The sequence below is a fragment of the Labrys methylaminiphilus subsp. lupini genome, assembly GCF_051161885.1.
GTDB lineage: Bacteria > Pseudomonadota > Alphaproteobacteria > Rhizobiales > Labraceae > Labrys.
Genome location: NZ_JBMDIH010000001.1, coordinates 791,339 through 817,158 on the forward strand (window position 1 = coordinate 791,339; position 25,820 = coordinate 817,158).

The 25,820-nt window shown below is 62.7% G+C and carries 26 protein-coding genes; 18 read left to right on the top strand and 8 right to left on the bottom strand.

The annotated features are described in order from the left end of the window. The first annotated feature begins 15 nt into the window (after nucleotides 1-15). The 6 genes from uvrC (at nucleotide 16) to ACN6KF_RS03670 (ending at nucleotide 5,224) form a co-directional block, all read left to right on the top strand. A complete protein-coding gene (gene uvrC, locus ACN6KF_RS03645; protein WP_434955524.1) occupies nucleotides 16-1,992 on the top strand; it encodes an excinuclease ABC subunit UvrC in 1,977 nt (658 codons plus the stop codon). A 61-nt stretch (nucleotides 1,993-2,053) separates the two neighbouring features. Next, complete coding sequence (gene pgsA, locus ACN6KF_RS03650) at nucleotides 2,054-2,656, top strand: CDP-diacylglycerol--glycerol-3-phosphate 3-phosphatidyltransferase (RefSeq protein WP_434955525.1); 603 nt, start codon at nucleotides 2,054-2,056, stop codon at nucleotides 2,654-2,656. 19 nt (nucleotides 2,657-2,675) lie between these two features. Beyond that, nucleotides 2,676-2,927: a molybdopterin converting factor subunit 1 gene (gene moaD, locus ACN6KF_RS03655; protein WP_434955526.1), complete on the top strand. Its 252-nt coding sequence runs from the start codon at nucleotides 2,676-2,678 to the stop codon at nucleotides 2,925-2,927. A gap of 121 nt (nucleotides 2,928-3,048) precedes the next feature. Continuing rightward, nucleotides 3,049-3,510: a molybdenum cofactor biosynthesis protein MoaE gene (locus ACN6KF_RS03660; protein ID WP_434955527.1), complete on the top strand. Its 462-nt coding sequence runs from the start codon at nucleotides 3,049-3,051 to the stop codon at nucleotides 3,508-3,510. Between the two features lie 75 nt (nucleotides 3,511-3,585). Then, on the top strand, nucleotides 3,586-4,734 hold the full coding sequence (locus tag ACN6KF_RS03665; protein ID WP_434955528.1) for a hypothetical protein: 1,149 nt from the start codon (nucleotides 3,586-3,588) through the stop codon (nucleotides 4,732-4,734). 202 nt (nucleotides 4,735-4,936) lie between these two features. Then, nucleotides 4,937-5,224, top strand: a complete 288-nt coding sequence (locus ACN6KF_RS03670) for a hypothetical protein (protein WP_068284544.1) — start codon at nucleotides 4,937-4,939, stop codon at nucleotides 5,222-5,224. Nucleotides 5,225-5,405: 181 nt separating this feature from the next. On the opposite strand, the gene ACN6KF_RS03675 is transcribed toward ACN6KF_RS03670, so the two are convergent. Both ACN6KF_RS03675 and ilvA read right to left on the bottom strand, forming a co-directional pair. After that, nucleotides 5,406-5,585 carry a hypothetical protein gene (locus tag ACN6KF_RS03675; protein WP_209431936.1) on the bottom strand — a complete coding sequence of 60 codons (180 nt, stop codon included), beginning with the start codon at nucleotides 5,583-5,585 and terminating at the stop codon, nucleotides 5,406-5,408. Between the two features lie 240 nt (nucleotides 5,586-5,825). Continuing rightward, nucleotides 5,826-7,340 (bottom strand): threonine ammonia-lyase, biosynthetic, encoded by a 1,515-nt coding sequence (ilvA, locus tag ACN6KF_RS03680; protein ID WP_434955529.1) that lies wholly within the window; start codon nucleotides 7,338-7,340, stop codon nucleotides 5,826-5,828. Between the two features lie 124 nt (nucleotides 7,341-7,464). On the opposite strand from ilvA, the gene ACN6KF_RS03685 reads away from it, so the two are divergent. After that, the gene (locus tag ACN6KF_RS03685; protein ID WP_434955530.1) at nucleotides 7,465-8,991 is read left to right on the top strand and encodes a caspase family protein; all 1,527 of its coding nucleotides are present in this window, start codon (nucleotides 7,465-7,467) and stop codon (nucleotides 8,989-8,991) included. A 53-nt stretch (nucleotides 8,992-9,044) separates the two neighbouring features. On the opposite strand, the gene ACN6KF_RS03690 is transcribed toward ACN6KF_RS03685, so the two are convergent. The 3 genes from ACN6KF_RS03690 to ACN6KF_RS03700 all read right to left on the bottom strand — a co-directional run bounded on the left by ACN6KF_RS03690 (nucleotide 9,045) and on the right by ACN6KF_RS03700 (nucleotide 12,488). Continuing rightward, a complete protein-coding gene (locus tag ACN6KF_RS03690; protein ID WP_434955531.1) occupies nucleotides 9,045-10,451 on the bottom strand; it encodes an MATE family efflux transporter in 1,407 nt (468 codons plus the stop codon). A 224-nt stretch (nucleotides 10,452-10,675) separates the two neighbouring features. Then, nucleotides 10,676-11,929 carry an MFS transporter gene (locus tag ACN6KF_RS03695; protein WP_434955532.1) on the bottom strand — a complete coding sequence of 418 codons (1,254 nt, stop codon included), beginning with the start codon at nucleotides 11,927-11,929 and terminating at the stop codon, nucleotides 10,676-10,678. Between the two features lie 388 nt (nucleotides 11,930-12,317). Beyond that, nucleotides 12,318-12,488 (bottom strand): hypothetical protein, encoded by a 171-nt coding sequence (locus tag ACN6KF_RS03700; RefSeq protein ID WP_434955533.1) that lies wholly within the window; start codon nucleotides 12,486-12,488, stop codon nucleotides 12,318-12,320. 392 nt (nucleotides 12,489-12,880) lie between these two features. On the opposite strand from ACN6KF_RS03700, the gene ACN6KF_RS03705 reads away from it, so the two are divergent. Together ACN6KF_RS03705 and ACN6KF_RS03710 are read left to right on the top strand one after the other, a co-directional pair. Beyond that, nucleotides 12,881-13,882, top strand: coding sequence for a ribonuclease T2 family protein (locus tag ACN6KF_RS03705; protein ID WP_434955534.1), 1,002 nt, complete (start codon nucleotides 12,881-12,883; stop codon nucleotides 13,880-13,882). 9 nt (nucleotides 13,883-13,891) lie between these two features. Then, on the top strand, nucleotides 13,892-14,542 hold the full coding sequence (locus ACN6KF_RS03710) for a DUF2161 domain-containing phosphodiesterase (RefSeq protein WP_434955535.1): 651 nt from the start codon (nucleotides 13,892-13,894) through the stop codon (nucleotides 14,540-14,542). A 35-nt stretch (nucleotides 14,543-14,577) separates the two neighbouring features. Here the strand turns inward: ACN6KF_RS03710 and ACN6KF_RS03715 are convergent, their stop codons facing one another. After that, nucleotides 14,578-15,735 carry a diphosphate--fructose-6-phosphate 1-phosphotransferase gene (locus ACN6KF_RS03715; RefSeq protein WP_434955536.1) on the bottom strand — a complete coding sequence of 386 codons (1,158 nt, stop codon included), beginning with the start codon at nucleotides 15,733-15,735 and terminating at the stop codon, nucleotides 14,578-14,580. Nucleotides 15,736-16,118: 383 nt separating this feature from the next. Here ACN6KF_RS03715 and ugpB point away from each other — a divergent pair, with 383 nt between their 5' ends. The 8 genes from ugpB to ACN6KF_RS03755 all read left to right on the top strand — a co-directional run bounded on the left by ugpB (nucleotide 16,119) and on the right by ACN6KF_RS03755 (nucleotide 23,175). Then, entirely contained in the window at nucleotides 16,119-17,429 is a 1,311-nt protein-coding gene (gene ugpB, locus ACN6KF_RS03720; protein WP_434955537.1) for a sn-glycerol-3-phosphate ABC transporter substrate-binding protein UgpB, read from the top strand. 211 nt (nucleotides 17,430-17,640) lie between these two features. After that, nucleotides 17,641-18,522, top strand: coding sequence for a sn-glycerol-3-phosphate ABC transporter permease UgpA (ugpA, locus tag ACN6KF_RS03725; protein ID WP_434955538.1), 882 nt, complete (start codon nucleotides 17,641-17,643; stop codon nucleotides 18,520-18,522). 36 nt (nucleotides 18,523-18,558) lie between these two features. Then, on the top strand, nucleotides 18,559-19,407 hold the full coding sequence (ugpE, locus tag ACN6KF_RS03730) for a sn-glycerol-3-phosphate ABC transporter permease UgpE (RefSeq protein ID WP_434955539.1): 849 nt from the start codon (nucleotides 18,559-18,561) through the stop codon (nucleotides 19,405-19,407). Between the two features lie 7 nt (nucleotides 19,408-19,414). Continuing rightward, nucleotides 19,415-20,470, top strand: a complete 1,056-nt coding sequence (gene ugpC / locus ACN6KF_RS03735; protein WP_434955540.1) for a sn-glycerol-3-phosphate ABC transporter ATP-binding protein UgpC — start codon at nucleotides 19,415-19,417, stop codon at nucleotides 20,468-20,470. 80 nt (nucleotides 20,471-20,550) lie between these two features. After that, nucleotides 20,551-20,961 carry a hypothetical protein gene (locus ACN6KF_RS03740; protein ID WP_434955541.1) on the top strand — a complete coding sequence of 137 codons (411 nt, stop codon included), beginning with the start codon at nucleotides 20,551-20,553 and terminating at the stop codon, nucleotides 20,959-20,961. A gap of 130 nt (nucleotides 20,962-21,091) precedes the next feature. Continuing rightward, on the top strand, nucleotides 21,092-21,505 hold the full coding sequence (locus tag ACN6KF_RS03745; RefSeq protein WP_434955542.1) for a VOC family protein: 414 nt from the start codon (nucleotides 21,092-21,094) through the stop codon (nucleotides 21,503-21,505). A gap of 48 nt (nucleotides 21,506-21,553) precedes the next feature. Then, nucleotides 21,554-22,168, top strand: coding sequence for a pyridoxamine 5'-phosphate oxidase family protein (locus tag ACN6KF_RS03750; RefSeq protein WP_434955543.1), 615 nt, complete (start codon nucleotides 21,554-21,556; stop codon nucleotides 22,166-22,168). A 65-nt stretch (nucleotides 22,169-22,233) separates the two neighbouring features. Next, a complete protein-coding gene (locus ACN6KF_RS03755; RefSeq protein WP_434955544.1) occupies nucleotides 22,234-23,175 on the top strand; it encodes a DUF6454 family protein in 942 nt (313 codons plus the stop codon). Nucleotides 23,176-23,204: 29 nt separating this feature from the next. On the opposite strand, the gene ACN6KF_RS03760 is transcribed toward ACN6KF_RS03755, so the two are convergent. Both ACN6KF_RS03760 and ACN6KF_RS03765 read right to left on the bottom strand, forming a co-directional pair. After that, complete coding sequence (locus tag ACN6KF_RS03760) at nucleotides 23,205-23,624, bottom strand: hypothetical protein (RefSeq protein WP_434955545.1); 420 nt, start codon at nucleotides 23,622-23,624, stop codon at nucleotides 23,205-23,207. Nucleotides 23,625-23,782: 158 nt separating this feature from the next. Next, the gene (locus ACN6KF_RS03765) at nucleotides 23,783-24,283 is read right to left on the bottom strand and encodes a hypothetical protein (RefSeq protein ID WP_434955546.1); all 501 of its coding nucleotides are present in this window, start codon (nucleotides 24,281-24,283) and stop codon (nucleotides 23,783-23,785) included. Between the two features lie 297 nt (nucleotides 24,284-24,580). Here ACN6KF_RS03765 and ACN6KF_RS03770 point away from each other — a divergent pair, with 297 nt between their 5' ends. Next, the gene (locus ACN6KF_RS03770; protein ID WP_434955547.1) at nucleotides 24,581-25,756 is read left to right on the top strand and encodes a PcfJ domain-containing protein; all 1,176 of its coding nucleotides are present in this window, start codon (nucleotides 24,581-24,583) and stop codon (nucleotides 25,754-25,756) included. Nucleotides 25,757-25,820: the final 64 nt, after the last annotated feature.

Genomic DNA, 25,820 nt, shown 5'->3' on the forward strand with positions numbered 1-25,820 from the left:
TCCTATTTATCAGCCATGACCGACTCGCCCGATCTTGCCGAAACCGAGGAAGCCTCCTCCTCCGTCGACTTTGCCTTCGACGAAAAAGCCGTGCCGTCCTCGCTGCGGGCGGGGACCGCGGTCATCCATGCCTTCTGGAAGACGCTGCCCAATGCCCCGGGCGTCTATCGCATGATCGATGCGGAGGGCACGGTGCTCTATGTCGGCAAGGCGCATTCGCTCAAGAAGCGGGTGGCGAGCTACGCCCGCGGCATCGCGCCGACCGCTCGCATCGCCCGCATGATCGCCGAGACGGCGGCGATGGAATTCGTCACGACCCAGACGGAAACCGAAGCCCTGCTGCTCGAGATCAATCTGATCAAGAGCCTGAAGCCGCGCTTCAACGTGCTGCTGCGCGACGACAAGTCCTTTCCCTATATCCTGCTGACGGGCGACCATCCGGCGCCGCAACTGACCAAGCATCGCGGCGCGCGCACGCGCAAGGGCGATTATTTCGGCCCCTTCGCCAGCGTTCTGGCCGTCAACCGCACCATGAATGCGCTGGAGCGCGCCTTTCTCATTCGCTCCTGCACGGATTCGGTGTTCTCGACCCGTACGCGCCCTTGCCTGCTGCACCAGATCAAGCGCTGCTCCGCGCCTTGCACCGGCGAGGTCTCGATCGAGGACTATGCCGGCCTGGTGGGCGAGGCGCGCGCCTTCCTGACCGGCAAGTCCAAGGCCATCAAGGAGGCGATGGCCCGTGAGATGGAACAGGCCGCCGAGACCTTGGAGTTCGAGCGAGCCGCCCGCTATCGCGACAGGCTCGCGGCGCTTTCGGCCATTCAGTCGACCCAGGGCATCAATCCGCGCTCGATCGAGGAGGCGGACGTCTTTGCCGTGCACGAGCAGGCCGGCCAGTTCTGCATCGAGGTGTTCTTCTTCCGCACCGGCCAGAACTGGGGCAATCGCGCCTATTTCCCCAAGGCCGACCGCACGTTGAGTGAGGCCGAAGTGCTCGATGCCTTCCTCGGCCAGTTCTATGACGATAAGCCCGCCCCCAGGCTCGTCCTGCTCTCGCATGAGGTCGAGGGCGGCGAGATCCTCCAGCAGGCGCTTTCCCTGCGTGCCGGCCATCGCATCGAGATCGCGACGCCCAAGAGGGGTGAGAAACGCGACCTCGTCGAGCATGCCCTTACAAATGCCCGGGAGGCCCTCGGGCGGCGTCTGGCCGAATCCTCCTCGCAGCTCAAGCTGCTGGAAGGCGTTGCCGAAGCCTTTAGCCTCGAGGAGGCGCCACGCCGCATCGAGGTCTATGACAACTCTCACATCATGGGTACCAACGCCGTCGGCGGCATGGTCGTGGCGGGGCGCGAGGGCTTTGCCAAGACGCATTATCGCAAGTTCAATATCAAATCGACGGAGATCACACCGGGCGACGACTACGGCATGATGCGCGAAGTGCTGCAACGGCGCTTTTCCCGCCTGATCAAGGAGGCGCCTAAAGACGACATTACGGAGCCGAAAGAGGGGACGGAACCGGACGATGTAGCGATGCCATCCTGGCCGGATCTCGTCCTGATCGACGGCGGTGCCGGACAGATGCAGGTCGCCCGCGAGGTCTTCGTCGATCTTGGCGTCGAGGATGTCGCGCTGGTCGGTGTCGCCAAGGGGGTCGATCGCGATGCCGGCCGTGAGACCTTCATCGTTGAAGGCAAGTCGCCCTTCAAGCTCGACCCACGCGATCCCGTGCTCTATTTCGTGCAGCGTCTGCGTGACGAAGCCCACCGCTTCGCCATCGGCGCCCATCGCCAGAAACGCTCCAAATCCATGAAGGAGGGGGGGCTGCAGGAAATCGGCGGCATCGGCCCACAGCGCAAACGCGCATTGCTGCGGCATTTCGGCACTCTCAAGGCGATCGAACGCGCCTCGATGGCCGATCTCGAAGGCTGTCCAGGCATCGATCAGGCGACCGCCCGCAAAGTCTATGACTTCTTTCACGAGAAGGCCTCCTGAACTTTCGCCTCATCCCTTAATCCCGGTTGACGGCGCGGCCCGCGCCATGTTCCTTCAAGCCATGACAGCACCTGTGCCCACCAAGCGAACATCACCGCTCTCCCTGCCGAACATCCTCACCTATGGCCGGATTGCGGCGGTGCCGGTGGTGGTGGCCTGCCTGTTCTGGCCGGAGGTGATCTGGGTGCGCTGGGTTGCCTTCGGAGCCTTCGCCCTGGCGGCGGTGACGGACTATTTCGATGGCTATCTCGCCAGGGCCTGGGGGCAGCAATCCTCGCTTGGGCGCATGCTCGATCCGATCGCCGACAAACTCTTGGTGTCCGCCTGCCTGCTCATGCTGGCGGCGACGGGGACCGTGAGCACCGGCAACCTGTCCGTATGGGCTGCAATCGTCATTCTGTGCCGTGAGATTCTGGTTTCGGGCCTCAGGGAATTCCTGGCCGAATTGCGCGTTTCCGTGCCCGTGACGCGGCTCGCCAAATGGAAGACCACGGTCCAGCTCCTGGCGATCGGCTTCCTGCTGGCTGGTCCTGCCGGCGATGCGGTTCTGCCCGGCTGCACGATCATCGGCCTGGTGCTGCTTTGGGTTTCGGCTGTGGTCACGCTCTATACGGGGTATGATTATTTCCGCAGCGGCGTGCAGCATCTCCTCGAAGATGCGTAATGAGGCTGGAGGACGCGCGATGAAGCTGATCTATTTCGCCTGGCTGCGCGAACGCATCGGCGTGCCGGAAGAGGAAGTCGACTTGCCGGCCGAGGTCAAGACGGTCGAGGATCTGATGCAATTTCTGTCCGAGCGCAGCGAGGCCCATGCCCATGCCTTCGAGAACCGCAAGATCGTGCGGGCGGCAATCGACCGGCGCCATGTCAAGCCGGCGGCTCCGCTTGCCGGGGCGGGGGAAGTCGCCTTCTTTCCGCCCATGACGGGTGGTTAGACCAAAATGACTTTTCTTCGAATCGCTATTTTAGTCTAACTCTTTGTTTTAACGCGTTTTCTTAATCGAAAAGTCTATCAACTTTTCTGGAAAACTCTTTGGGCCGTCGGGAGCGGGAAGAGTGAGCGTTCGTCTGCAGCGTGAGGATTTCGACGTCGCGGCCGAGGTCGCCGCGCTCACGCGGGGACGCACGGATATCGGCGCCGTGGTCAATTTCATCGGAATCTGCCGGGCCGGACCGGAAGACGATCGCATCAGCGCCATGACGTTGGACCATTATCCCGAGATGGCCCAGGCCGAGCTCGAGCGCATCGAGACAGAGGCCCGCGAACGCTGGCCGTTGCAGGGCGTCACCATCATCCATCGTCATGGCCGGCTGGTGCCTGGCGACAACATCGTCCTGGTGGTGACGGCCTCGATGCACCGCCAGGCCGCCTTCGAGGCCGCTTCCTTCCTGATGGACTATCTCAAGACGCGGGCGCCCTTCTGGAAGAAGGAAGAACGAGCCTCCGGTACCGGCTGGGTCGCCGCCAAGAATGAAGACGATGCTGCCGCCGCACGCTGGGCGACGAAGAAGTCCTGATGCAGTTCCCCTGGCGACAGACTTAGCCCGCCCGGCGTGCCATTGCCGCCGTTGCGATGGACAGGAGAGATTTTCATGCCGAACGGATTGAGAAAGCTCGCGGGCGCCATAACGGCGGCGACCTTGCTATGCGGTGTCGCGGGAGCGGCCTCGGCCGATTCGGAGCTGCGGCGCGCGCTGTCTCGTGTTCCTGCCAAGGTTGCAATGGATCGCAACGGCATTGCCGCCAGCTTTGTCGGCTTGTCGGAATTGCGCGCGCTCTATGCGGGGGATGTCTCCGCGATGGGGCGACGGGTGGGCTTCGGCGGCACCGATACGCTGAAGGCCCTGCTCATGAGCACGGACGGGTCCTGGCAAGATGACACCGGCCTTAAACGCAACGAGATTGCCAGCCTCACCGATTATGGCACTCCGCCACGAGCAGTCGTCCTCTGGCGCTTCACGGAGCCTGGTGTATCCGCGCCTTTCGTGGAAGGGCTCGGAAAGCGCGGCTTCAGCCTGACCAATGGGGTATGGCGCAATGGCGAGCCGATGAAGCTCGATTTCACCAAACGCAGCGCCACCAATCCCTTCCTCGGCCCGCTGGGCCGGGCCTCGATGCTGGTGCCCTTCGCCGATGGCGTAGCGCAGTCTCCCGACCCCGGGGCGGCGGCCGAGGCGGGTGCTGTTTCGGCCAAGACCAGCCTCGCCGGCCTGGCGCCGATCGAGTCGGCCCTTGACGGTATCGAGAAGGTGGCTGCCCAGGGCTCGATCCTGCAGGCAATCGTTCTCACCCCCGCGATTTGGATGCAAGGGGACGATGTGATGGACCTGATGGCAACGTCACCCACCGCGGACAAGAAAGTACTGGCGGACAAGATGGCAGAGCGGGCAAAAAAGGCCCCCACGCCCGTGTCCCTCGGGGGGATCATCGCCGATGTCGAGACAAAGGAGCCGGCCAGCAATGGTGTGGTGATCGCACTGCCCTATGGCGATTGCGGTATCGCCAGGGAGGGGGCAAGGGCCTTCGCCGACAAGTGGAAGAATGCCGCCGACAGGGACGGCCAGACGGGCGCTCAACGGACCAGCATGGAACCCTCGGTGACGATCCACCAGGGAAAGGAAGCCTGCGTGGCCCTGATATCGCTGTTGGCTACGCCCGATGCCAAAGAGGGCAATCCTGTTCTGCGCTATATCACCGGCGCGATTTGGCGGCGTGACTTCAAGCCACTTCAGGGTGGATAGAACCCCGCGGATCAATGCAGCGAGCCTTCCACTGAGACCGGGTGACGTTGCAAACACGAAATACACAGATTTTACTTTGTGTAAGGCTCTCCGAAGCGCAGTTCGATTCACGGATTAATTGAAACGAAACCAGAATCTGTACAAATTGTCGCAGGCGGTCATCTTTTCAGCAACCAACCGCCACTGAAAGCGGAAGTCGACAATGGAACAGATTCTTATCAACCTGGTAGCGGGCGCGCTTGGCGGCGCCGGTTCCGGCAAGGCTCTGCCGCAATTCGACATGGGCAATATCGGCAACATCATCGCTGGTCTGGTCGGCGGCGGTGTGCTGGGTCAAATCATCACCGCTGTCTGGCCGTCTGTCGCCGCCTCCATGCAGTCGGGGAATTTTGACATCGGCTCGATCGTCACCAATGTCATCGGCGGCGGTGCCGGCGGCGCGATCCTGCAGGTCATCGTCGGCATGATCAAGAATTCGATGAGCAAATAGTCTTCGCTGCCGAGACAGGCGGCCGCTCAAATCGACACGTGCACCGTGAAGCGTCCAGATCTGTTGTGAGACAAGTCTGGATTGCTTTATTTCGTTCAGCACGCCGTTCGATTGGTGATGGTCCTGGAGGGGCCGTCACCATCGTGCGATGCCAAAAAGCGGTGGTTCGGCGTTGTCGTCCTCAGCGCGCCAGCGCCGAAGCGACATGAGCGGCATCGGCGTTCAACGCGCTGCCGAGCAGCCAGACACCGATGATGAGGGCGAGACCGGCAAGCAGCCCGGTGACGACGTCGATCGTCACACCGGCTATGTCGCCTTCTTCAAATCCATCCTTGGCTGCAAACAATCCCGCCAAACGCATCGTACCAACTCCAACACCACTTTCATCGTAAATCGGCGCGGTTAACGCACCGTCTCTACTTGTAAGACCTTTACGACTTTTCGGTGTTGAAGCAGTGTCAAAATGCACGGAATGGCATGCCTTTCTGCAACCCTGATATGGGAGAAAAGCATACCCCTCGATGGCCGGCTGTGAACGTCTTAACTTCCTGTTATTGCTTTATTTTTTCTTAAGGTTGTCGACAGTCTCCGAGTGCCGTTTTCAGCCGTGCAGGAAGAGGCGGTAGGCGTCGTTGGCGCTCTCGTCTTCATAGGGGTAACCGAGCTCTCCCAGACGCTCGAAAAGGCGCGGTCGATCAGCCTCTGGAACCTGGATTCCAACCAACACCCGGCCGTAATCCGCACCATGGTTGCGGTAGTGGAACAGGGTGATGTTCCAGTCGAAGCCGACACCGTCGAGAAACCGGAGCAGAGCGCCCGGCCGCTCGGGGAATTCGAAGCGCAGCACCAATTCATCTGTCAGGCCCGGTGCGCGTCCGCCGACCATATAGCGCACATGCAGCTTGGCGGTTTCGTCGGCGCTAATGTCGACGACACCATAGCCGAGCCGCTCGAGCTGGCCGATGATCTCGCTCTTTTGACGCTTGGCATCCGCCAGTTTCAGGCCGACGAAGACATGGGCCTGGCTGCCGCCGGCGTAGCGATAGTTGAATTCGGTGACGATGCGGCTGCCCAGCACCTCGATGAAGCGGCGATAGCTGCCGGTCTCCTCGGGGATGGTCACCGCGAGCAGGATCTCGCGGGCCTCGCCCACCTCCGCCCGTTCGGCGACATGGCGCAGGCGGTCAAAATTGAGGTTGGCGCCGCTGTTGACGGCGATGAGCGCGCCGGACCTCTCCGGATTGGCCTGCGCATAGGCCTTCAGGCCTGCCAGCGATAGGGCGCCGGCCGGTTCGGACAGCACCCGCATATCCTCGAAGATGTCCTTGATCGCGGCGCACATGGCATCGGTGTCGGCGACCAGGACATCGTCCAGCAGCTCGCGGCAGAGCCGGAAGGTCTCTTCGCCTGCCTGGCGCACGGCGACACCGTCGGCGAACAGACCGACCCGGTCCAGCACCACCCGTTCGCCGGCCGCGATAGCCGCCTGCATCGAGGCGGCGTCGACCGGCTCGACGCCGATAACCTTCGTTTCCGGACGAAGGAACTTGACATAGGAAGCGATGCCGGCCGCCAGCCCGCCGCCCCCGATCGGCACGAAGACCGCCTCGATCGGGGCGGGATGCTGGTGCAGGATCTCGACGGCCACGGTGCCCTGGCCGGCGATGACGTCGCCATCGTCATAGGGATGGACGAAAGTGAGGCCCTGTTCGCGCTCGAGTTCGCGGGCATGGGCATAGGCCTCGTCGAAGACGTCGCCCTTGAGCACGACCTTGCCGCCCCAATAGCGTACGGCGTCGACCTTGATGCGCGGCGTGGTGATCGGCATGACGATGGTAGAGGCGATGCCGAGCTTGGTTGCCGAGAGGGCGACGCCCTGGGCGTGGTTGCCGGCCGAGGCGCAGATGACGCCGGCCGCCTTGGCTTCGGGCGAGAGCCGGGCGATGCGGTTATAGGCGCCGCGGATCTTGAAGGAGAAGATCGGCTGCAGATCCTCGCGCTTGAGCAGGACTTCGGCGTTCAGGCGCTGGCTGAGCCGCACCATGGGGTCCAGCGGTGTTCTCTGGGCAACGTCATAGACGCGGGCATCGAGGATTCGGCGGACATATTCGATCACAACGCACCTGACTGTCGAAAAGGGGAGCAGTTTGGTGCTTCCCTATAGAAAAACCTGTCGGCTTCCATCTTTGAGACGTTCGGATGGCGCTGTCACGTTTGATTTGCGCCCGCTGGCGGAGATAATGTCGCGCCTGTCGATCCTGAGCCCCAGAGACCTCATCATGGCCCTGATACGCCTGTTCTTTCTTGCTGCACTCGTTCTGGCAGGCACGCTGCCGGCCGGTGCGGCCCAGAAGGCGGCTTTGGTGATCGGCAACAGTGCCTATCGCTCGGTGACGCCGCTGGTGAACCCGGCCAATGACGCCAACGACATGGCGGCGGCGCTGGGGCGGATCGGCTATGCGGTGACCTTGGTCAAGGACGGCGACCTGGCTGCGATGAATGACGGGCTCAGGGCGTTCCTGCGCGATGCCGATCATGCCGACAGCGTGGTGGTTTTCTATTCGGGCCATGGCGTGCAGGTGAAGGGTCGCAATTACCTCGTCCCGGTCTCGGCCAAGATCTCGGACGAGCTCGATCTGGATACCCAGACCCTGTCCTTGGACAAGCTTCTGGAACTGGTCGACAGCGCGGCGCCGAAGGTGAAGATCGTGATCCTGGATTCGTGCCGGGACAATCCCCTGACGCGCCAGCTGACGCGGGGGGCTGGTACACGCGGGCTGGCGCGCATCGATCTCGACGCCTCCTCGGCCAAGGGCACGCTGATCGCCTTTTCGACGGCGCCAGGCTCGGTGGCTCAGGATGGCAGCGGGCGCAACTCGCCCTTCACCACGGCCCTGCTCGCTCATATGGAGACGCCCGGCCTCGACATCCGCCAGATGTTCGGCCAGGTCAGGGCCGATGTCGACCAGTCGACCCAGGGCAGCCAGACCCCCTGGGTGAACGAGGCTATCATCGGTTCCTTCGCCATGGCCGGAAAGATGGAATCCGTGCAGCCGGTCAAGGCGATTGGCGGCACTGCCCTGGCACCGGTCGATCAGTCGACGCAAGGCTCAGCCGACATCGCCCCGGCCGCGACGACGGGTGGTGACGCCCAAACCGGCTCCGCGCCGCAACAGAATGCGGCCCTCGACTTTGCGGCCCCCGATCGAACCATTCCCGCATCGGTGGCGCCAAGCTTTCCTTGCAACGGCCGCCTGAATCCCACTGAAGACGCCATCTGCCAGGATGGCAGTCTTGCCACCCTCGATCAGACACTGTCATCGGCCTATGGCATGATCAATTCGGCCCTGCCGAAGGATTTGCAGGCCAAGCTGAAGGCCAACCAGACAGCCTGGCGCGCCCAGCGCGATGAGTGCGGCGGGGACGCGGCCTGTATCGGCGTGAGCTATCGGCAGCGGCTCGCCTTTCTGAAGAGCCTGGTCGACAAGGCGGCAGGCACGCCCTCCGTGTCGCCGAGTTTCCCCTGCGGCCGACGTCTCAATCCCAGCGAGCGTGCCATTTGCCAGAGCGATACGCTGGCGCGGCTCGACCTTGCCCTCGACAATGTCTTCAAGGCTCGTTTCAGGAGCCTGCAGAAGGCCGATCAGGTTGCCCTGTCGGCGAACCAGACGGCCTGGCGCACCAATCGCGATCGCTGCGGCGCCACAGCCAGCTGCATCGAAGCGGCCTATCGGCAAAGGTTGAACTACTTCCAGTCCCAGCAATAGGCAGCCAATTCCCACAAAGAGAAGTTTTGGCCCCCTACCGAGCTGGCGGTGGCTCAGGTCGCCGGCTTGAGGCGATCCCGCCGCAGCCAGCGCATGGTCATCAGCACGGCGACCGCGGTCAGCCCGCTTACCAGGCCGGCCCAGATGCCGGCGCCACCCCAGCCGAAATGGAAGCCCAGCAGGATGCCGAGCGGCAGCCCCGCCACCCAATAGCCGATAGCGGCAAGCAGCATCGGGATCAGGGTGTCGTGCAGGCCGCGCAGCATGCCGGCGGCCACCACCTGGGCACCGTCGGTGATCTGGAACAGGCCGGCGAAGATCAGGAACAGGCTGGCCCGGGACACCACATCGGCGTTGACGGGATCGGCAAGATCGATGAACCGGCCGATCAGCAGATGCGGTGCGATCAGCATGAAGGCCGCCGCCGCGCACATGAAACCGACACCGAGGACATAGGCCGTCCAACCGGACCGGCTGATGGCATGCTTGTCGCCGGCGCCATAGGCGAGGCCGACCCGCACCGTCGCCGCCTGGCCGAGGCCGAGCGGCACCATGAAGCTGATCGAGGCGATCTGGATGGCGATGCCATGCGCCGCCAGGTCCGTCTCGCCGATGCGCCCCATCAGGAAGGCCGCGGCATTGAAGACAGTGACCTCGAAGGCGAGCGTGATGGCGATGGGCACACCCAGCCGAAAGATCTGCCAGAGCCGCTCCCGGTCTGGCCGCCACAGGTTCTGGAACAGTTGAAAGCGCCGGAACGGCCGGCTGAAGGCCAGGAAGGCGGCAAGCAACAGGAAGAAGATCCAGGTCGCGATCGTGGTGGCAATGCCCGGGCCCGGCACGCCGAGGGCCGGCAGGCCGAGATGGCCGAAAGTGAGGCCCCAGGCCAGGACGGCATTGATGACGATGCCGACAAGCGCGCTCCACAAGGCAGCACGCGGCTGGCCCATGGCGGCTGCCGCCGAACGCAGGGCGATGTAGCCCACGAAGGCCGGCAGCGACCAAGCGAGGCCGTTGAGATATTGCGAGGCCTGCCTGGCGATCTCGGGGCTCTGGCCGAGATGCAGCATGATCCATTCGCTGTTCATCAGGCATGCAAGGCCCGGAATCGAGACGATCAGCGACGTCCACAATCCCTGCTGCACGGTGCGGCGGATATCGCGGCCGCTGTCGTCACCGGCACCCAGCGCGCTGGCCACCATTGGCGCCACCGCCGTCACCACGCCCAATCCAATGATGGCAAAGAAGAAGAACAGATTGTTGGCCAGGGTCACGGCGGCAATCGCCTGCGACCCCAATTCACCCACGAGGATGAGATTGGTGGTGGTCAGCGCCAGCTCGACCAGATTGGTCAGAATGAGGGGCCAGGCCAGGATGAAGGTTTCGAGTGCCTCCCGGCTCCAGCTCTGGTGACCGCCGAGGTTCGCCTGCGAACCAGTCGGCGGAAATACCGTAGCCATTTGGTCGTTTCCATTCGTCGTTCAAAATTGGGGCGGGAGCCGCCCAAGGCGTTCTGCGATCTGACGGGACCCGGCAAGTTTCGCAAGGACGCTCCAGCCAATCCGTCGGATTGGCTTGGAAACAAAGACTTGGAGCAAGGCGCGTTCTCACATGAACACGCTTTGCTCCAACGAGCCCCGTTCGGCATCGAGAAAGTCGGGGATGAAAAGACGAGCCGCCTTTCCTATTCAAACACTTCCTTGGCCGCTTCCACGGGCTGCGGCTGTGGGCGCTCGATATTGGGCAGGAAGACGGTCAACAGCCCGATCATCGGCAGGAAGGAGCACACCTTGTAGACGAATTCGATGCTGGTCCAATCGGCCAGAACGCCGAGGGCTGCGGCACCGACGCCGCCCATGCCGAAGGCGAGGCCGAAGAACAGCCCGGCGATCATGCCGGTCTTGCCCGGCACCAACTCCTGCGCGAACACCACGATGGCGGAGAAGGCCGAGGACAGGATGAAGCCGATGATCACCGCCAGAACCGGGGTCCAGGTCAGGTTGGCATAGGGCAGGGCCAGGCTGAAGGGCAGTACGCCCAGGATCGAGACCCAGATCACATATTTGCGCCCGATGCGGTCGCCGATCGGTCCGCCGAGCAACGTGCCGGCGGCTGCAGCGAACAGGAAGATGAAGAGCTGCATCTGCACCGCTTCGGGCGACAGGCCGAAACGATCCTCGAGATAGAGCGTGTAATAGCTCGACAGCGAGGCCATGTAGAAGAATTTGGAGAAGACCAGCGCCAGCAGGACTACCAGCGAGGCGATGACACGGCCGCGCGACAGCGAGGCCACTGCCGGCACGGCCCTGGCCTTGGTGCCCGCCGTATGGCGCCGATAGGCAGCATACCAATTGCCGACATTCCACAGGATGAACATGGCGAGCAAGGCGATCACCGAGAAGATGGCGATCGAATGCTGGCCATAGGGCAACACGATGAAGGCGGCCAGCAGCGGCCCGATCGAGGTGCCGAGATTGCCGCCGACCTGGAAGACAGACTGGGCGAGGCCCGTCTTGCCACCGGAGGCCATGCGCGCCACCCGCGAGGATTCGGGGTGGAAGACGGATGAGCCGGTGCCGACCAGCATCGCGGCGATCAGGACCGTGGTGTAGTTCTGGGCATAGGCCAGAAGCACCAGGCCGACGAGGCTGAGGCCCATGCCGACGGTGAGCGAATAGGGCAGGGGGCGGCGATCGGTATAAAGGCCGACGAAGGGCTGCAGCAGCGACGCCGTGAGCTGGAAGGCCAGCGTGATCAGGCCGATCTGGGTGTAGCTGAGGGCATAGTTGTCGCGCAGCATCGGGTAGATCGAGGGAATCAACGACTGGATGGTGTCGTTGAGGCAATGCGAGACGCTGATCGCCATGAGAATCGAATAGGCCGTCCGCTCGGGGCTGAAAACACCTGAGGGGGGCAAGGTGGCTGCTTTGGCGTCCATACGTCAGTGCTAGACCCGCGGTGGCACGCGGGGTGCAAACGCAGGCTATCCCTTTGTTGCGGCACGAAAAATCGGCATCTTGGCGCACGCCAAGGCCGATCGGGCCTGGTTCCGCTGGGCTATGCGGTCGATGGGAAGAGATGCGGGAGCCGCCCGCTAAACCGTTTTAGCCGAATGTCATCAATCGGGGAATATCGAGACGCATCGTCAATTATAAAACTTCGTGATGATATTCATCACGCCAACGCAATGAAAGCGGCCAGGGCGCGGGAAAGAAATGGTTCAAGATGGAAGCCCGGTCCCTGAAAACAAAATCGCGATCCGGGATGGCCAGGATCGCGATCGGACTATCGATAGGAGGCATGCAAGCCCAAACCGGGGAGCGAGGTCAGATCGCCTCGTTCTCGGCGCTGGCGACGCGGTCGATATGGCCGCGATAGATACCCAGATCCAGCAGGTCGCGGTAGCTCAATTCGCGGCGCACGGTCGCGAGGCGACGGCGGTTGCGATAGGCGACGAGGCGGGTGGTGATGGCATTGATGAAAGCGACGGTCGTCACGGGAGTGGTTCCAAAAAAGAGTAGCTCACTTGCTGGCGTGTATATAGGCGAATCGTGGTGAAATTTGTGCAGAATCGCACGTGCAAAGCGGTATGCCGGTCATGCTATTTTCGCATGGTTTAGAGGGGGTTACCGCAGTGCGGTAGTGTGGCTGACGGCGCTGCATTCGATGCCTAAATCGCGTGCAGCCATGCGCCATGCCATACCCCGGTAGGTTTCTGTTCAGCCCTATGCTTTATTCCTCGGCGAGGGGGCGGGCCACAGGTGGCTCGCGATAGAGCCTGAGGCGTCTTGTGGTTGGGCGTAATCGCCAGAATCGTAAGGACGCATCGAACAGGAAGTGCGGGCAAAACGTCGTTTCCGTCGAAGCGCGTTCTGCTCTGGAGGATTGCATGCACAAAAGCTGGCTTGCGGCCTTGGCCGTTTCGATCCTGGTTCCTTTCGCGCCGGTCAAGGCCGATGAAACGATGGCGGGAACTTTCACGGCGCGAGAGGCCTGCGCGGCCCTCCAGTCCATCCGCAAGCAGACCAATCCCGGCAACGTCAAGCTCGTGCCCGCGCAGAGCTACAGGCTGCTTGCCGGCAACAAGCCCCAGCCGACCTTCTATCGCGTCGAGGTGGAGGATGCGCAGCCTGCGCAACGCTGGGTGCCGGTCTCCTGCGGTGAGGTGAAAGCGGCGGACGGCAGTGCGATCGCGCCCGGCGCAGCCAAAACCGGTCCGGTAACGTCGGCGGGTGGGGCTTCCTATGTCTTCGCCATCAGCTGGCAGGCCGCCTTTTGCGAGGGGCTGCCCGAAAAGACCGAGTGTCGCACGCAAACCGTCGACCGCTATGACGCAAGCCATTTCACCCTGCACGGCCTCTGGCCGCAGCCGCGCGGCAATGCCTATTGCGGTGTGGCGCAACGCGATGTCGAGGCCGACAAGGCGCATCGCTGGGAGGATCTGCCGGCGCCTCAGCTCGAACCAGCGACGCTTACCGCCCTGGAGAAGGCCATGCCCGGCACGGCCTCCTTCCTCGATCGCCACGAATGGATTGAGCATGGCACCTGCTTCTTCGAGAAATCGGCCGACGCCTATTTCCGCCGTTCGGTGGCCTTGATCGGCGAGATCAACGCCTCACCGGTGCAAAAGCTCTTCGCCGACAATATCGGCAAGGAAATCGATACCGGCGAGATCCGTAGCGCCTTCGACCAGGGCTTCGGTGCGGGTGCCGGCGAGCGGGTGCGTTTCGCCTGCAAGCGGGCCGGCAACCGGCGAATCATCGTGGAGATGACCATCGGCCTACGCGGCGAGGTCAAGGATGGTGCCAAGCTCACCGATCTGATCGCCGCTGCCTCGCCGACTGATCAGGGTTGCAAGTCGGGCATTGTCGATCCTGTTGGACTGCAGTGAGGGACGGCCTTGGAGACCTCACTTTATCTGCCCATCAAGACCTTCCTGGAATCGCTTGATTTCGCGGTAAAGGGCGAGATCGGCCGCTGTGATGTCCTTGCCCTGCGCGAGGGCGACCCGCCGGTGGTGGTGATCTGCGAACTCAAGCAGAGCTTCAACCTGGAACTGGTGCTGCAGGGCGTCGACCGGGCCGGGGCCTGCGACGAGGTCTGGCTGGCAGCCCGTCTCTCCGCCCGGGGCAAGGGGCGGGAAAGCGACTCCCGCTTCCGCAATCTCTGCCGGCGGCTTGGCTTCGGCCTGCTGGGCGTGTCCGAGCGTGACGAGGTGCAGATCATCGTTACGCCCGAGGCGCCGTTCCCGCGCCGCGACCCCAAGCGCCGCTCCCGTCTCCTGAGGGAGCATCGCAAGCGCCAGGGCGATCCCGTCCTCGGAGGCTCCACCCGCACGCCGCAGATGACGGCCTATCGCCAGCAGGCGCTTGCCTGCGCCGCTGCCCTGGTCATGGCGCCGCAGCGTCGGCGCGACCTTACCAAATCGGTGCCCGATGCTCCGAGAATCCTGAAAGGCAATGTCTATGGCTGGTTCGAACGGGTCGAGAAAGGCATTTACGGCCTGACGCCTGCGGGCCGGGAAGCGCTGGAGCGCTGGCCGCAGGCGTAAGGGTGGAGACCCATCGGGGGAAGGGCGTATCTCCCTTATACATAGGGCGTGAAGATGTCCGGCCGTCGCGGCAGCAGGCGGCGGAAATAGGCCCGGCCTTCCTCGGAAATGGCATTGGATCCGGTAAAGAAGCTGTCGGGCATGTGACGCGTGCGCCCGGCAACCTGGTCGAGGGATACGATGCGCGGCGCGGTGTGCTTGCCGTCATAATGCAGCACCACCGACCCGGAGCCCGTGAAGGCACTCTGCGCCGCAAAGGCGCCCGCCTCGAAGGCTTCTTTCGCATCGGTCTCGTCGATGATGCCGAGATAGCCGCGCGGCAGGTAACCCAGCGTGTCGACACGGGCGCGGGCCTTGGGAAAGCGCTGCTTGAGGGCCTTCTGGATCTCGATACCGAGATCGCCACCGGTGAGTTGCACATTGCCATGGGCGTCGCGCTCGACCGTGCCGGCGGCGAGCGCCTCGGCCAGCGGCCGCCCGGTTTCGTCCTGCACGCCTTCCGACATCGATACGATGCAGCGGCCGACGCGGGTGTAGACGGCATCGACGTCGTTGAGGAATTGCTCGACAGAGAAGGACTTTTCCGGCGTGTAGATCAGGTGGGGGGCCTCCTCCGGCGCCTGCTGCCAGCCGGCCGCAGCGGCACTGAGGAAGCCGGCATGGCGGCCCATGACGATGGCGACATAAATGCCCGGCATCGCCCGGAAATCGAGATCCATGCTGACGAAGGCATTGGCGACGAAGGCCGCCGCCGAGATGAAGCCCGGCACATGGTCGTTCTCCATCAGGTCGTTGTCGATCGTCTTGGGGGCATGCACGAAGCTGCAGGAGCCGGTCGATTGCTGGCGCAGGAGGTCAAGCGTGCCGGCGGTGTCGTTGCCACCGATATAGATGAAGCCGCGGGCATCGAGCTTTTCCAGCGCCTGCAGGATGGTCTGGCAATAGGCCGGATCGGGCTTGTCGCGTGTCGAGCCGAGCCCCGAATTGGGCGTGCGGGCCAGGCGTTCGAGATCGGTTTCGGAGAGCGCCGTAAGATCGACTAGATCGCCGCGCGTCAGGCCCCGCACGCCATGACGGGCGCCTAGGATGCGCAGCGACGGGTCGTGCCGGCGGGCGGCGACGACGGCGCCGGCGAGGGTCTGGTTGATCACGGCGGTGGGGCCGCCCCCTTGGGCGATGACGATCGACGGCATGGAGCCTCCCTGGGCAGAATTTCCCGATATTGCCTACGAATGGGCAATATCGGGAAATTCTTCAAGCGTTTGAAATCCTGCAGCTTCCTCCTGACCAAGCCCGTGGCTCGATCAGGAGGAAGCTGCCTGACGCTCTGGTGTCCAGTTGCTTAGCCTCGAAACAGCCGGGCGGCAACGAGCGACTTGCCGATGGGATCAGAAAGCTGGCGATCGTTGCGAAGGCGGAAAACGGTGTTCCGTTCACGCTATCGACAGGCGCGTGCGCGGCCAGCTTGTTCCATTGTCATAATTGCTTCATTGTTCCGTCACGGAAGCGCTAACCATCCGGCCGTAAACAACGCCGTCCTTTTCAAGAAGCGGCGCACCGTGAGGGAGTATCATCCATGAAATTGAGCGTTCTGGCTTCGGCCACGGTTCTGTTTGCCGGTGTATCCACCGGGGCCCTGGCAGCCACCGACATACAATGGTGGCACGCGATGACGGGTGCCAATAATGATCGCATCGTCAAGCTGGCCAATGATTTCAATGCCAGCCAGAGCGACTACCGCATCGTTCCCGCCTATAAGGGCTCCTATGCCGATACCATGAATGCCGGCATCGCCGCGTTCCGGGCTGGTAATGCGCCTGATATCCTGCAGGTCTTCGAAGTCGGTACGGCAACCATGATGGCCGCCAAGGGCGCTGTCAAGCCCGTCTACCAGTTGATGAAGGACGCAAACGAACCCTTCGACCAGAAGTCCTATCTGCCCGCCGTGACCGGCTATTATTCCAATGCCAAGGGCGAGATGCTGTCCTTCCCCTTCAATTCCTCGACCATGGTGATGTGGGTCAACGAGGATGCCTTGAAGAAGGCCAATCTCGCGGCCGCGCCCAAGACCTGGCCTGAGGCCTTCGAGGCGGCCAAGAAGCTGAAGGCAGCCGGCTATGCCACTTGCGGCATTTCGACGGGCTGGACAACCTGGGCCAACATCGAGGAACTGTCGGCCTGGCACAACGTACCGCTCTCGACCAAGGCCAACGGCCTCGATGGCTTCGATACCGAGTTGAAGATCAACAATCCGCTGGTGGTCAAGCATCTGGAGAATCTGATCGAGGCCCAGAAGGACAAGACCTTCGACTATTCCGGCCGTACCAACCAGGGCGAGGGGCGCTTCACGTCGGGCGAATGCCCGTTGTTCCTGACTTCGTCGGCTTTCCTGGGCAACGTCAAGGCCAACGCCAAGTTCAAATATTCGGTGGCGCCGATGCCTTATTATCCCGATGTGCAGGGAGCTCCGCAGAATTCGATCATTGGCGGAGCCTCGCTATGGGTGATGGGCGGCAAGTCGGACGAGGCCTACAAGGGCGTCGCCAAGTTCCTGACCTACCTGTCCAAGCCCGATGTGCAGGCCTGGTGGGCCCAGGAGACCGGCTATCTGCCGATCACCCCGGCCGCCTATGAGCTCTCCAAGAAACAGGGCTTCTACGCCAAGGATCCCAACAGCGAAGTCGCCGTGCTGGAGCTGACCAACAAGGCGCCGACGGAAAATTCGCGCGGGCTTCGCCTCGGCAATCTTGCCCAGATCCGCGATGTCTGGGCCGAGGAGATCGAACAGGCCCTGGCCGGCAAGAAATCGGCCCAGGCTGCCATGGACGATGCCGTTCGTCGCGGCGATGCGATGCTGAAGACCTTCGCCCGTACGGCCGGACGGTAAGGGGGGCGTAAAAGCCTCAGCGAAAAGATGCCAAGCTTTGTCATGCCCGGGCTTGACCCGGGCATCCAGTCCAACACCCCCACCGCCTGGACATGGGCGCTGGATTGCCGGGTCAAGCCCGGCAATGACAAAGGTCGAGAGCATTAGAGCATCGTGCCGACAAGGGGCTGCCGGTTTTCGGCAGTAGCGATGCGGCCCATTAGGATCGCCCATGGAAAAACGCTCCGTCTTCTCCGGCAAGACCCTTCCCTGGCTGTTGCTGGCGCCGCAATTGGCGATCACGCTGATCTTCTTCTACTGGCCGGTGGTGCAGGCGATCCGCCAGTCCTTCTTCCTCGAGGACACTTTCGGGACCGTTTCGGAATTCGTCTGGTTCGAGAACTACCAGCTGTTGTTCGCCCAGCCGGAATATTACCAGGCGGTGGGCGTCACCATGGTCTTCGCCATTCTGGTCGCTGTGCTCTCGCTCGGCCTCGCGCTGATCCTGGCTGTGCAGGCCGACAAGAAGATCAAGGGCGCCTCCTTCTACCGTACCATGCTGGTCTGGCCCTATGCGGTAGCGCCGGCTGTGGCCGGCGTGCTCTGGCTCTTCATGTTCCAGCCCTCGCTCGGCCTAGTGGCGCGCGGCCTTGGCCAAATCGGCGTGGCCTGGAACCCGTTGCTCGACGGCCAGCACGCCATGATCCTGGTCGTGCTGGCGGCGACCTGGAAGCAGATTTCCTACAATTTCCTGTTCTTCCTGGCGGGGTTGCAGTCGATCCCCAAATCGCTGATCGAGGCGGCCGCCATCGACGGCGCACGCCCGGCGCGCCGATTCTGGACCATCATCCTGCCGATGCTCTCGCCGACGACCTTCTTCCTTCTGGTGATCAATATCGTCTACGTCTTCTTCGACACGTTCGGCATCATCGACGCGGTGACGCATGGTGGCCCGGCCGCGGCGACCACCACCATGGTATTCAAGGTATTCAATGACGGCCAGCTTGGCGGCGATCTCGGCGGCTCGGCGGCACAGTCGGTGATCCTGCTGATCCTGGTGATCGCGATGACGACCCTGCAGTTCCGCTTCATCGAGAAGAAGGTGACCTATTGATGCCCCGTTTCTCGATGCCATCCGGAGGAGCGGCGCATGGTTGAGAACCGCCGCTTCGGAAATCTTCTACCGCATGCCATCCTGATCCTCGGCGTGGTGGTTCTGGCCTTTCCGGTCTGGCTGGCCTTCGTGGCCTCGACCCATGATGCCACCACCATCGCCAATGGGCAGATGGGCATGCTGCCGGGCCCCGATCTGATCAAGAACTATACCCAGACCCTGTTCCACGGTACGCAGGGCGCCACGCGCGAGCCGGTGCTCACCATGCTGACCACCAGCCTGATCATGGCGGTGGCGATCGCGGTGGGCAAGATCGTGATCTCGCTGATCTCGGCCTTCGCCATCGTCTATTTCCGCTTCCGCTTCCGCATGTTCGCCTTCTGGCTGATCTTCATCACGCTGATGCTGCCGGTGGAAGTGCGCATCTACCCGACCTACAAGATCGTCTCCGATCTCCACCTGCTCGATACCTATGCCGGCCTGACCTTGCCGCTGATCGCCTCGGCGACGGCGACCTTGCTGTTCCGCCAGTTCTTCATGACCATTCCCGACGAATTGCTGGAAGCCTCTAAGATCGATGGGGCCGGCCCGCTGAAATTCTTCAAGGATACCGTGCTGCCGCTGTCAACAACCTCGATCGCGGCGATGTTCGTGATCCAGTTCATCTATGGCTGGAACCAGTATTTGTGGCCCCTGCTGATCACCACCCAGGATTCGATGCAGACCATCGTCATCGGCATCCGCAAGATGATCACCACCCAGGACGCCCTGACCGAATGGCAGATCGCCATGGCGACCGCGATCCTCGCCATGCTGCCGCCGGTAGTGGTGGTCGTCGTCATGCAGAAGCTCTTCGTCAAGGGCCTGGTCGAGACCGAGAAGTGAGTAACCGATGGCGCAAGTCGTTCTGAACAACGTCAAGAAGATCTACGACAACGGCTTCGAAGCGGTGAAGGGAGTGAGCTTCACCGTGCCCGATGGCGGCTTTTGCGTGCTGGTCGGCCCGTCCGGCTGCGGCAAGTCGACCTTGCTGCGCATGGTGGCGGGGCTGGAGCGGATCTCGTCGGGCGACGTCCATATCGGCGAACGCCGGGTCAACGAGATCGAGCCGATGGACCGGGACATCGCCATGGTCTTCCAGAATTACGCGCTCTATCCGCATATGTCGGTCTTCGACAATATGGCCTATGGCCTGCGCAACCGCAGAACTGCCGAGGGCGAGATCAGCCAGCGGGTAAAGGAAGCCGCCCGCATTCTCGAACTCAGCGACGACATGCTCAAGCGCAAGCCGCGCCAGCTTTCCGGCGGCCAGCGCCAGCGTGTGGCGATGGGCCGTGCCATCGTGCGCCAGCCCGCTGCCTTCCTGTTCGACGAGCCGCTCTCCAACCTCGATGCCAAGCTGCGCGTGCAGATGCGTGGTGAGATCAAGCAGCTGCAGCAGCGCCTCGGCACGACCTCGATCTATGTCACCCATGATCAGCTCGAAGCGATGACCCTGGCCGATGTGCTGGTGGTGCTGAATGGTGGCGCGATCGAGCAGATCGGCGCCCCGCTGGAAATCTATCGCAATCCGGCTTCCACCTTCGTGGCCGGCTTTATCGGTTCGCCTGCCATGAACGTCCTGAAGGGGCGCGGCGAGGGGAATACGCTCATCCTCGGGGAAGCTCGGCTGGCCTTGCCGCGTACGGTGCCGGGGGAGGTCCTGGTCGGCCTGCGAGCCGAGGACCTGCAGCCGGTCGCAAGACCGTCGCCGGGAAGCCTGCCCGTGAAGCTGCGTTATGTCGAGGAGCTGGGAGCTCATCGCTTGGTGCACGGGGACATCGGCGAGCAGCCTCTGGTTGTCGCGCTCGGCATGGACCACACCATCAGCGACCATATGCAGTTTGCTGTCGATCCCGGCAAGGTTCATCTTTTTGATGGCGCGACCCGATTGAGAATCCCAAATTGAATCGCGTATAGATTTGCGGGATGGTCAGCGATATGTTGGCTTGCCTGCTCCAATAGTCTTCAGATTTAAAAGTTTTTCACATGACAAAAGTAAAGAAACTACTTTGCGGTATCGCCATCGGCGTTGCCGCGATGCCGTCTTTCGCCTATGCGGGTTCCAGGCAAGTAACGGTACCCCGCGGTAAGCCGTATCCCCTGTTGGCCATGGGCTCCTATGGTGCCGGTACCTGCGAAGTCTTTCCTGTCAGGGATATTCGCATTGCATCGGGCCCGACGCATGGTGTTGCGCAACTTGTGACCGTGACGACCAAACTGGGCAAGGATACCGGTGTGTGTGCCGGTACCACGACCAAGGCACCTGTCGTCGTCTACAAGTCCGCCGGTGCCTTCACGGGTGTCGACCACGTGACAGTCACCTGGATGGCCCCCTCGCATACCGACAATGTGCGGTTCGTTCCCAACCAAATGGAGATCGAGATCACGGTCAAGTGACGGCACCCTCATTCAGTGCGATCATGAGGTTGACAGATTGCTGGCTGTCTTGATTGTCTGCCTTCCGGGCCGATGATGCGAAGCGGGAGGCGGAGGCGCGGATCCTCTTCGGCTGTCGCAGGAGAATCACATGCCCAAGCTCGACCGCATCCTCGAAACCGCCATCTATGTCGACGATCTCGATCGTGCCGCGCGCTTCTATGAGACGGTGCTGCAGCTCCCGCCCTTGCTGAAGATGGAGCGGCTCTACGCCTATGACGTGGGCGGTGCCAGCGTGCTGCTTGTCTTCAAGCGGGGAGCCTCCGCTCAGGACATGACATCGCCGGTGGGTACCATACCGGGCCATGATGCCGTAGGGCGCATCCATGTCGCCTTTGCCATCGGCGCCGACGAACTGGCGGACTGGGAGGCGCGCCTGGCGGTGCATGACGTTGCCGTGGAAGGACGTACCCATTGGCAGGCGGGGGGAGACAGCGTCTATTTCCGTGATCCTGACGGCCATATGCTGGAATTCGCCACGCCGGGTCTTTGGCGAACCTATTGAAACGAGGGGCTGCGGCGCCTGCCGCAGTCGAAAGAACGGAAGTTCCTGATGTCGCTGATCACAACCATCGCCGAGCTCGAGACGCTCTACAGCGAACCGGTGCAGCCGGCCGCCCGCATCAAGGTGCTGGATCATGTGTCCGACCAGTATCACGCCTTCATCCAGGCTTCGCCCTTCATGATGCTGGCCTCGGTGGGGCCGTCCGGCGTCGATTGCTCGCCACGCGGGGATCCGGCCGGATTCGTCCGCGTCGCCGATGCCAAGACGCTGATCATTCCGGACAGGCGCGGCAATAATCGGCTGGATTCGCTGCGCAACATCATCGAGGATCCGCGCGTCCATCTCCTCTTCATGATCCCGGGCATCGGCGAGACGCTGCGCGTGGTCGGCCGTGCCGTGATCTCGACCGATGCGGACCTGTGCGCCAGCTTCGCCATGCAAGGCAAGGCACCGCGCAGCGTCATCATCGTCACGGTGGACGAGATCTACACCCAATGCCAGAAGGCGCTGGTGCGTTCGAAGCTGTGGGATCCTTCGACGCAGATCTCGCGGTCGCAGCTGCCGAGTATGGGCCAGATCCTGAGCACGATTACCAAGGGTGATTTCGACGGCGAGGCCTATGACAAGGCCTATCCCGAACGTCTGCGCCAGACGATCTACTGAGCAGCGCAGCGGTCACATCAACGTTAGGGGCGTGCAGTAAGGCAGGCGCCAGGGAGGATATTGTGATGATCCGAATCAAGATTGCCGCCGTTCTCGCCTCGCTGACGCTGTTGCCGAGCGTGGTCTCGGCGGGTGAGCTTGGGCTCGCCGAACGCGTGACCAGGCTCACGCGGGGGACTGCCTGGAAACAGGTGGCGGCCATCCCCATCGCCTTCCCGACTTTCCATCCGCAGGGCATGGTCATGATCGGTGATGATTTCTTCGTGTCGTCGGTGAACATCATCAAGCCGACCACCAAATACCCCTCGCCGCGCGAGGGGTATGACCGCGATACCGGCGAGGGCGAGGGGCATCTGTTCCGCATCTCCAAGGATGGCAGGCTGCTGGCCGACCTCAAGCTGGGGGAGGGCAGCATCTATCACCCCGGCGGCATCGATTTCGACGGCAAGTTTATCTGGGTGCCGGTGGCCGAATATCGGCCCAACAGCCAGTCGATCATTTACAAGGTCGATCCCGCGACCATGAAGGCCGTCGAGGTTTTTCGCTTCAAGGATCATGTCGGTGGCATCGTCCATGACACGCAGCGCAACTCCCTGCATGGCGTGAGCTGGGGATCGCGGCGCTTCTATGCCTGGCCGCTCGGCGCGGACGGCAAGGTCACCAATGCCGATGCCCGCCCGGAGACGCTGCGGGTGATGAACCCGGCTCAATATATCGACTATCAGGACTGCCATTATGCCGGCGGTTCGCGCATGCTCTGCTCCGGCCTGAACGCCTACAAGGTTGCGCCGAATGCGGAGCCCTTCCGGCTAGGGGGGCTCGAACTGGTCGATCTCAAGGACAACCGGCCGGTCTGGCAGGTGCCTGTTGAACTCTGGGCCCCCTCGGGCTTGCCGATGACGCAGAATCCGGCCTTCATCGAAACCAGGGACGCCGGGCTGCGAGCCTATTTCATGCCGGATGACGACAAGTCGACCCTGTTCGTCTACGAGGCCCAGACGCCCTGATGTCGCTACGGTTGGCAGCGGCCTGGCGCTCAGCCTCCGGCTGCGGAGCGGATGATCCTGCAGACGTCGGAGCGGAAGTCGGGGCCTGGTATCTGGCCCGGATTCAGGATCATGGTGTAGTCGACCCGCGTGGCGTTGCCGCGCTTGCGGGCGACCATCTTGACTTCCTGGACCCGTCCGTTACGGGCACCGTCATTGAGCGCAGTGAGGAGGCCGAGCCGGCGGTTCACCTTGATGCCGACCCAGTAGCTGTTGAGATGCGCCGTGCGCGTCAGATTGTCGATCGCCGTGGCGGGGCTCAAGCCGGGAAAGACATCCCATGTCGAGATCGCCGGGGCGAGTCCGCCGGAAACGGTGAAATTGGAAGAACAGGTCTGAGCCTGGACGGCGGTTGCGCCGAACACAAGCAAGGCTGCGATACCGTATTTGATCATGGGGTTTCGCTGCATGATGAGACAATTCCGGCAGGGCATCATCGATAGCACGGTAACGTAACGTTATCCATGCCGCCGATTGTACCGGGACCTCGGATGCGAGGCAGAACGATTGTGCTGGAGATTACAAAGGTCTTTGCATTCGACTTCGGACCAATAGTGTCTCGGTCTCCTCACAAACCCGCCGTGCTCATGATGACATAGGCCTCGCCGCCTTTGCGATCGTGGCGGACCACATAGGTCTGGCCCCGCATCGTGATCTGGATCGGGCCGTCGCTGGTCAGGCTGGCGGCGGGTACGCCCGCGGCGGTAGCGACTACGCTGCAAAATTGCTCGGCCACAGCCGGGTCGGCACTTTTCTCGGCCGTGACGGCACATTCCTTCTTGCCGCGCACCTGCAGGGAGTAGCTGCCGTCAGGGGCCATGCCGACCAGGCTGGCCCCGAGATCCATCTGGGGTTTGATGCCATGTTTCTTGGCTGCTGCCATCGCCCTGTCGAAGGCTGGCGCCGTGGCAAGGCAGGCGTCCCGGAACAGCATCAAGGCCTTGTCTGTCACGTCGCCAGCTTTGCTTGAAGACGTGTTTGGCAGGCCCAGCACGAGGCCAAGGACCAAGGTCGCGGCCAATGTCCCAGCCTGAGGCCGCATGCGGGGCTTTGAAAGCGAAGGGGTCATTGTAGGCTCCTTGCCTGGACCGAGCACTGCGGTCGTGTATAGGCAGATGAGGCCGCTTTGGGAAGCAAGCGGGCCCGAAGCCTGCTGCCCTCGATGCAGCAATGCCACAGGACGGCATGAAATGGTCCGATGGCGACATGGGCTCTTGCGTCCACGAGCGGTCGGGATTAGAGAGCGCGCCCCGCAACCGTTCGACCCGAGGGAGAACAGCCATGAGATCGCAACAGGGAACGTCACGTTTCGTGCCGGCGCCCGCATTGCGTCCGGCTGTCCATATGTCCATCAGGTTGAACGACCATGGCACGTTCCATGATTCAGCGCCGGCAGGATGCCGAGCGCGAACGTATCGCGGCCTATGAGGCCACGTTGCGCGCCCGCGCGCGGCAGGCGCAGTGCTTTTCTCCCCTGAGCGAGGCAATCGCAGCAGTACGGGTTGGCCTGTCCAGCGCCATGCTGCGCGATCCCGGAGAATGGCGACCGCAGTTGAAGACACGCGATCCCGCGCGCCTGCGGCTGGCGGCGGCCCGATATCTCTTCGCCCGTTATCCGGTGCCCGCTCCGCTCGAACACGTCTGGTCTGGTCCTGCCGGCCTGGAGGTGTCCGATGTGAAAGAGCGCAAGCGCTGGTATCTCGTGGCGGCCCAGGGCGGCTCGCTCTACAAGGAGTGCGCGAAGGACTGGCTCTCCCGCAAGGAGGTACATGCCTTCCTCAATCCGCCGGCGGAGCTCTCCTTCGAGGCGGCTCTCTGGCAGGCGATCGCCCGTTCCTACACCGACGATGTCGGCGTGGCGCTGCGTATCGCCCGCTCGAAGATCGCTGCAACCCAGCGCACGCAGAAGGCGCATGTCTTCTGGCGCGAGGTCGCGCGCTTCTTCTGCGTGCATCCGCTGCCGCTGGAGGAGATCGACGATCTCTGCGATTTCCTCTCGGCCCGCTTCCGGGCGGACCGGCGCTACAGCCTGAAGGGCCGTACGCCCGCTTCGCTACAGCGGCAGATGCGGGAGTGGCACCGTGAACTGGCCCAGCTGGACCAGATCAGGCGGATGGCGCAGCGCCATGCCGCGCAGGCAAGGAGACCGCTCGCCAATGGCGATGGCAAGTCGTCGGATGGCGGGCGCTGGCAGGGAGCGGCTTTGGCCGATTGGTCCTGGCAGCCTTCGACCAAGGAAGCCCCGCACCGCAGGGAAGAGATCCTGATGGTGCAGCTCAAGACCGGCGCCGATCTACTAACCGAGAGCCGCGCCATGCATCACTGCGTCTCGGGCTATGCCTATAAGTGCCTCACCGGCAATGCCTCGATCTGGTCGCTGCGCCGCCGTGTGGCAGGAGCAGTGGAGCGCCTGCTGACCATCGAACTCGATCGTCAGCATGTCGCCATTCAGATCCGGGGTTTTGCCAACCGGCTCGCCAGGCCGGAAGAGGACCAGATGCTGAAGCGCTGGGCGAAAGCGCGCGGGGTAACCCTGCGCTGAAGGACAACACCCCCCGGCTTGCCGGTGGGTGTTTCCGACAGCCATCGATATCGATGAGCCTTGG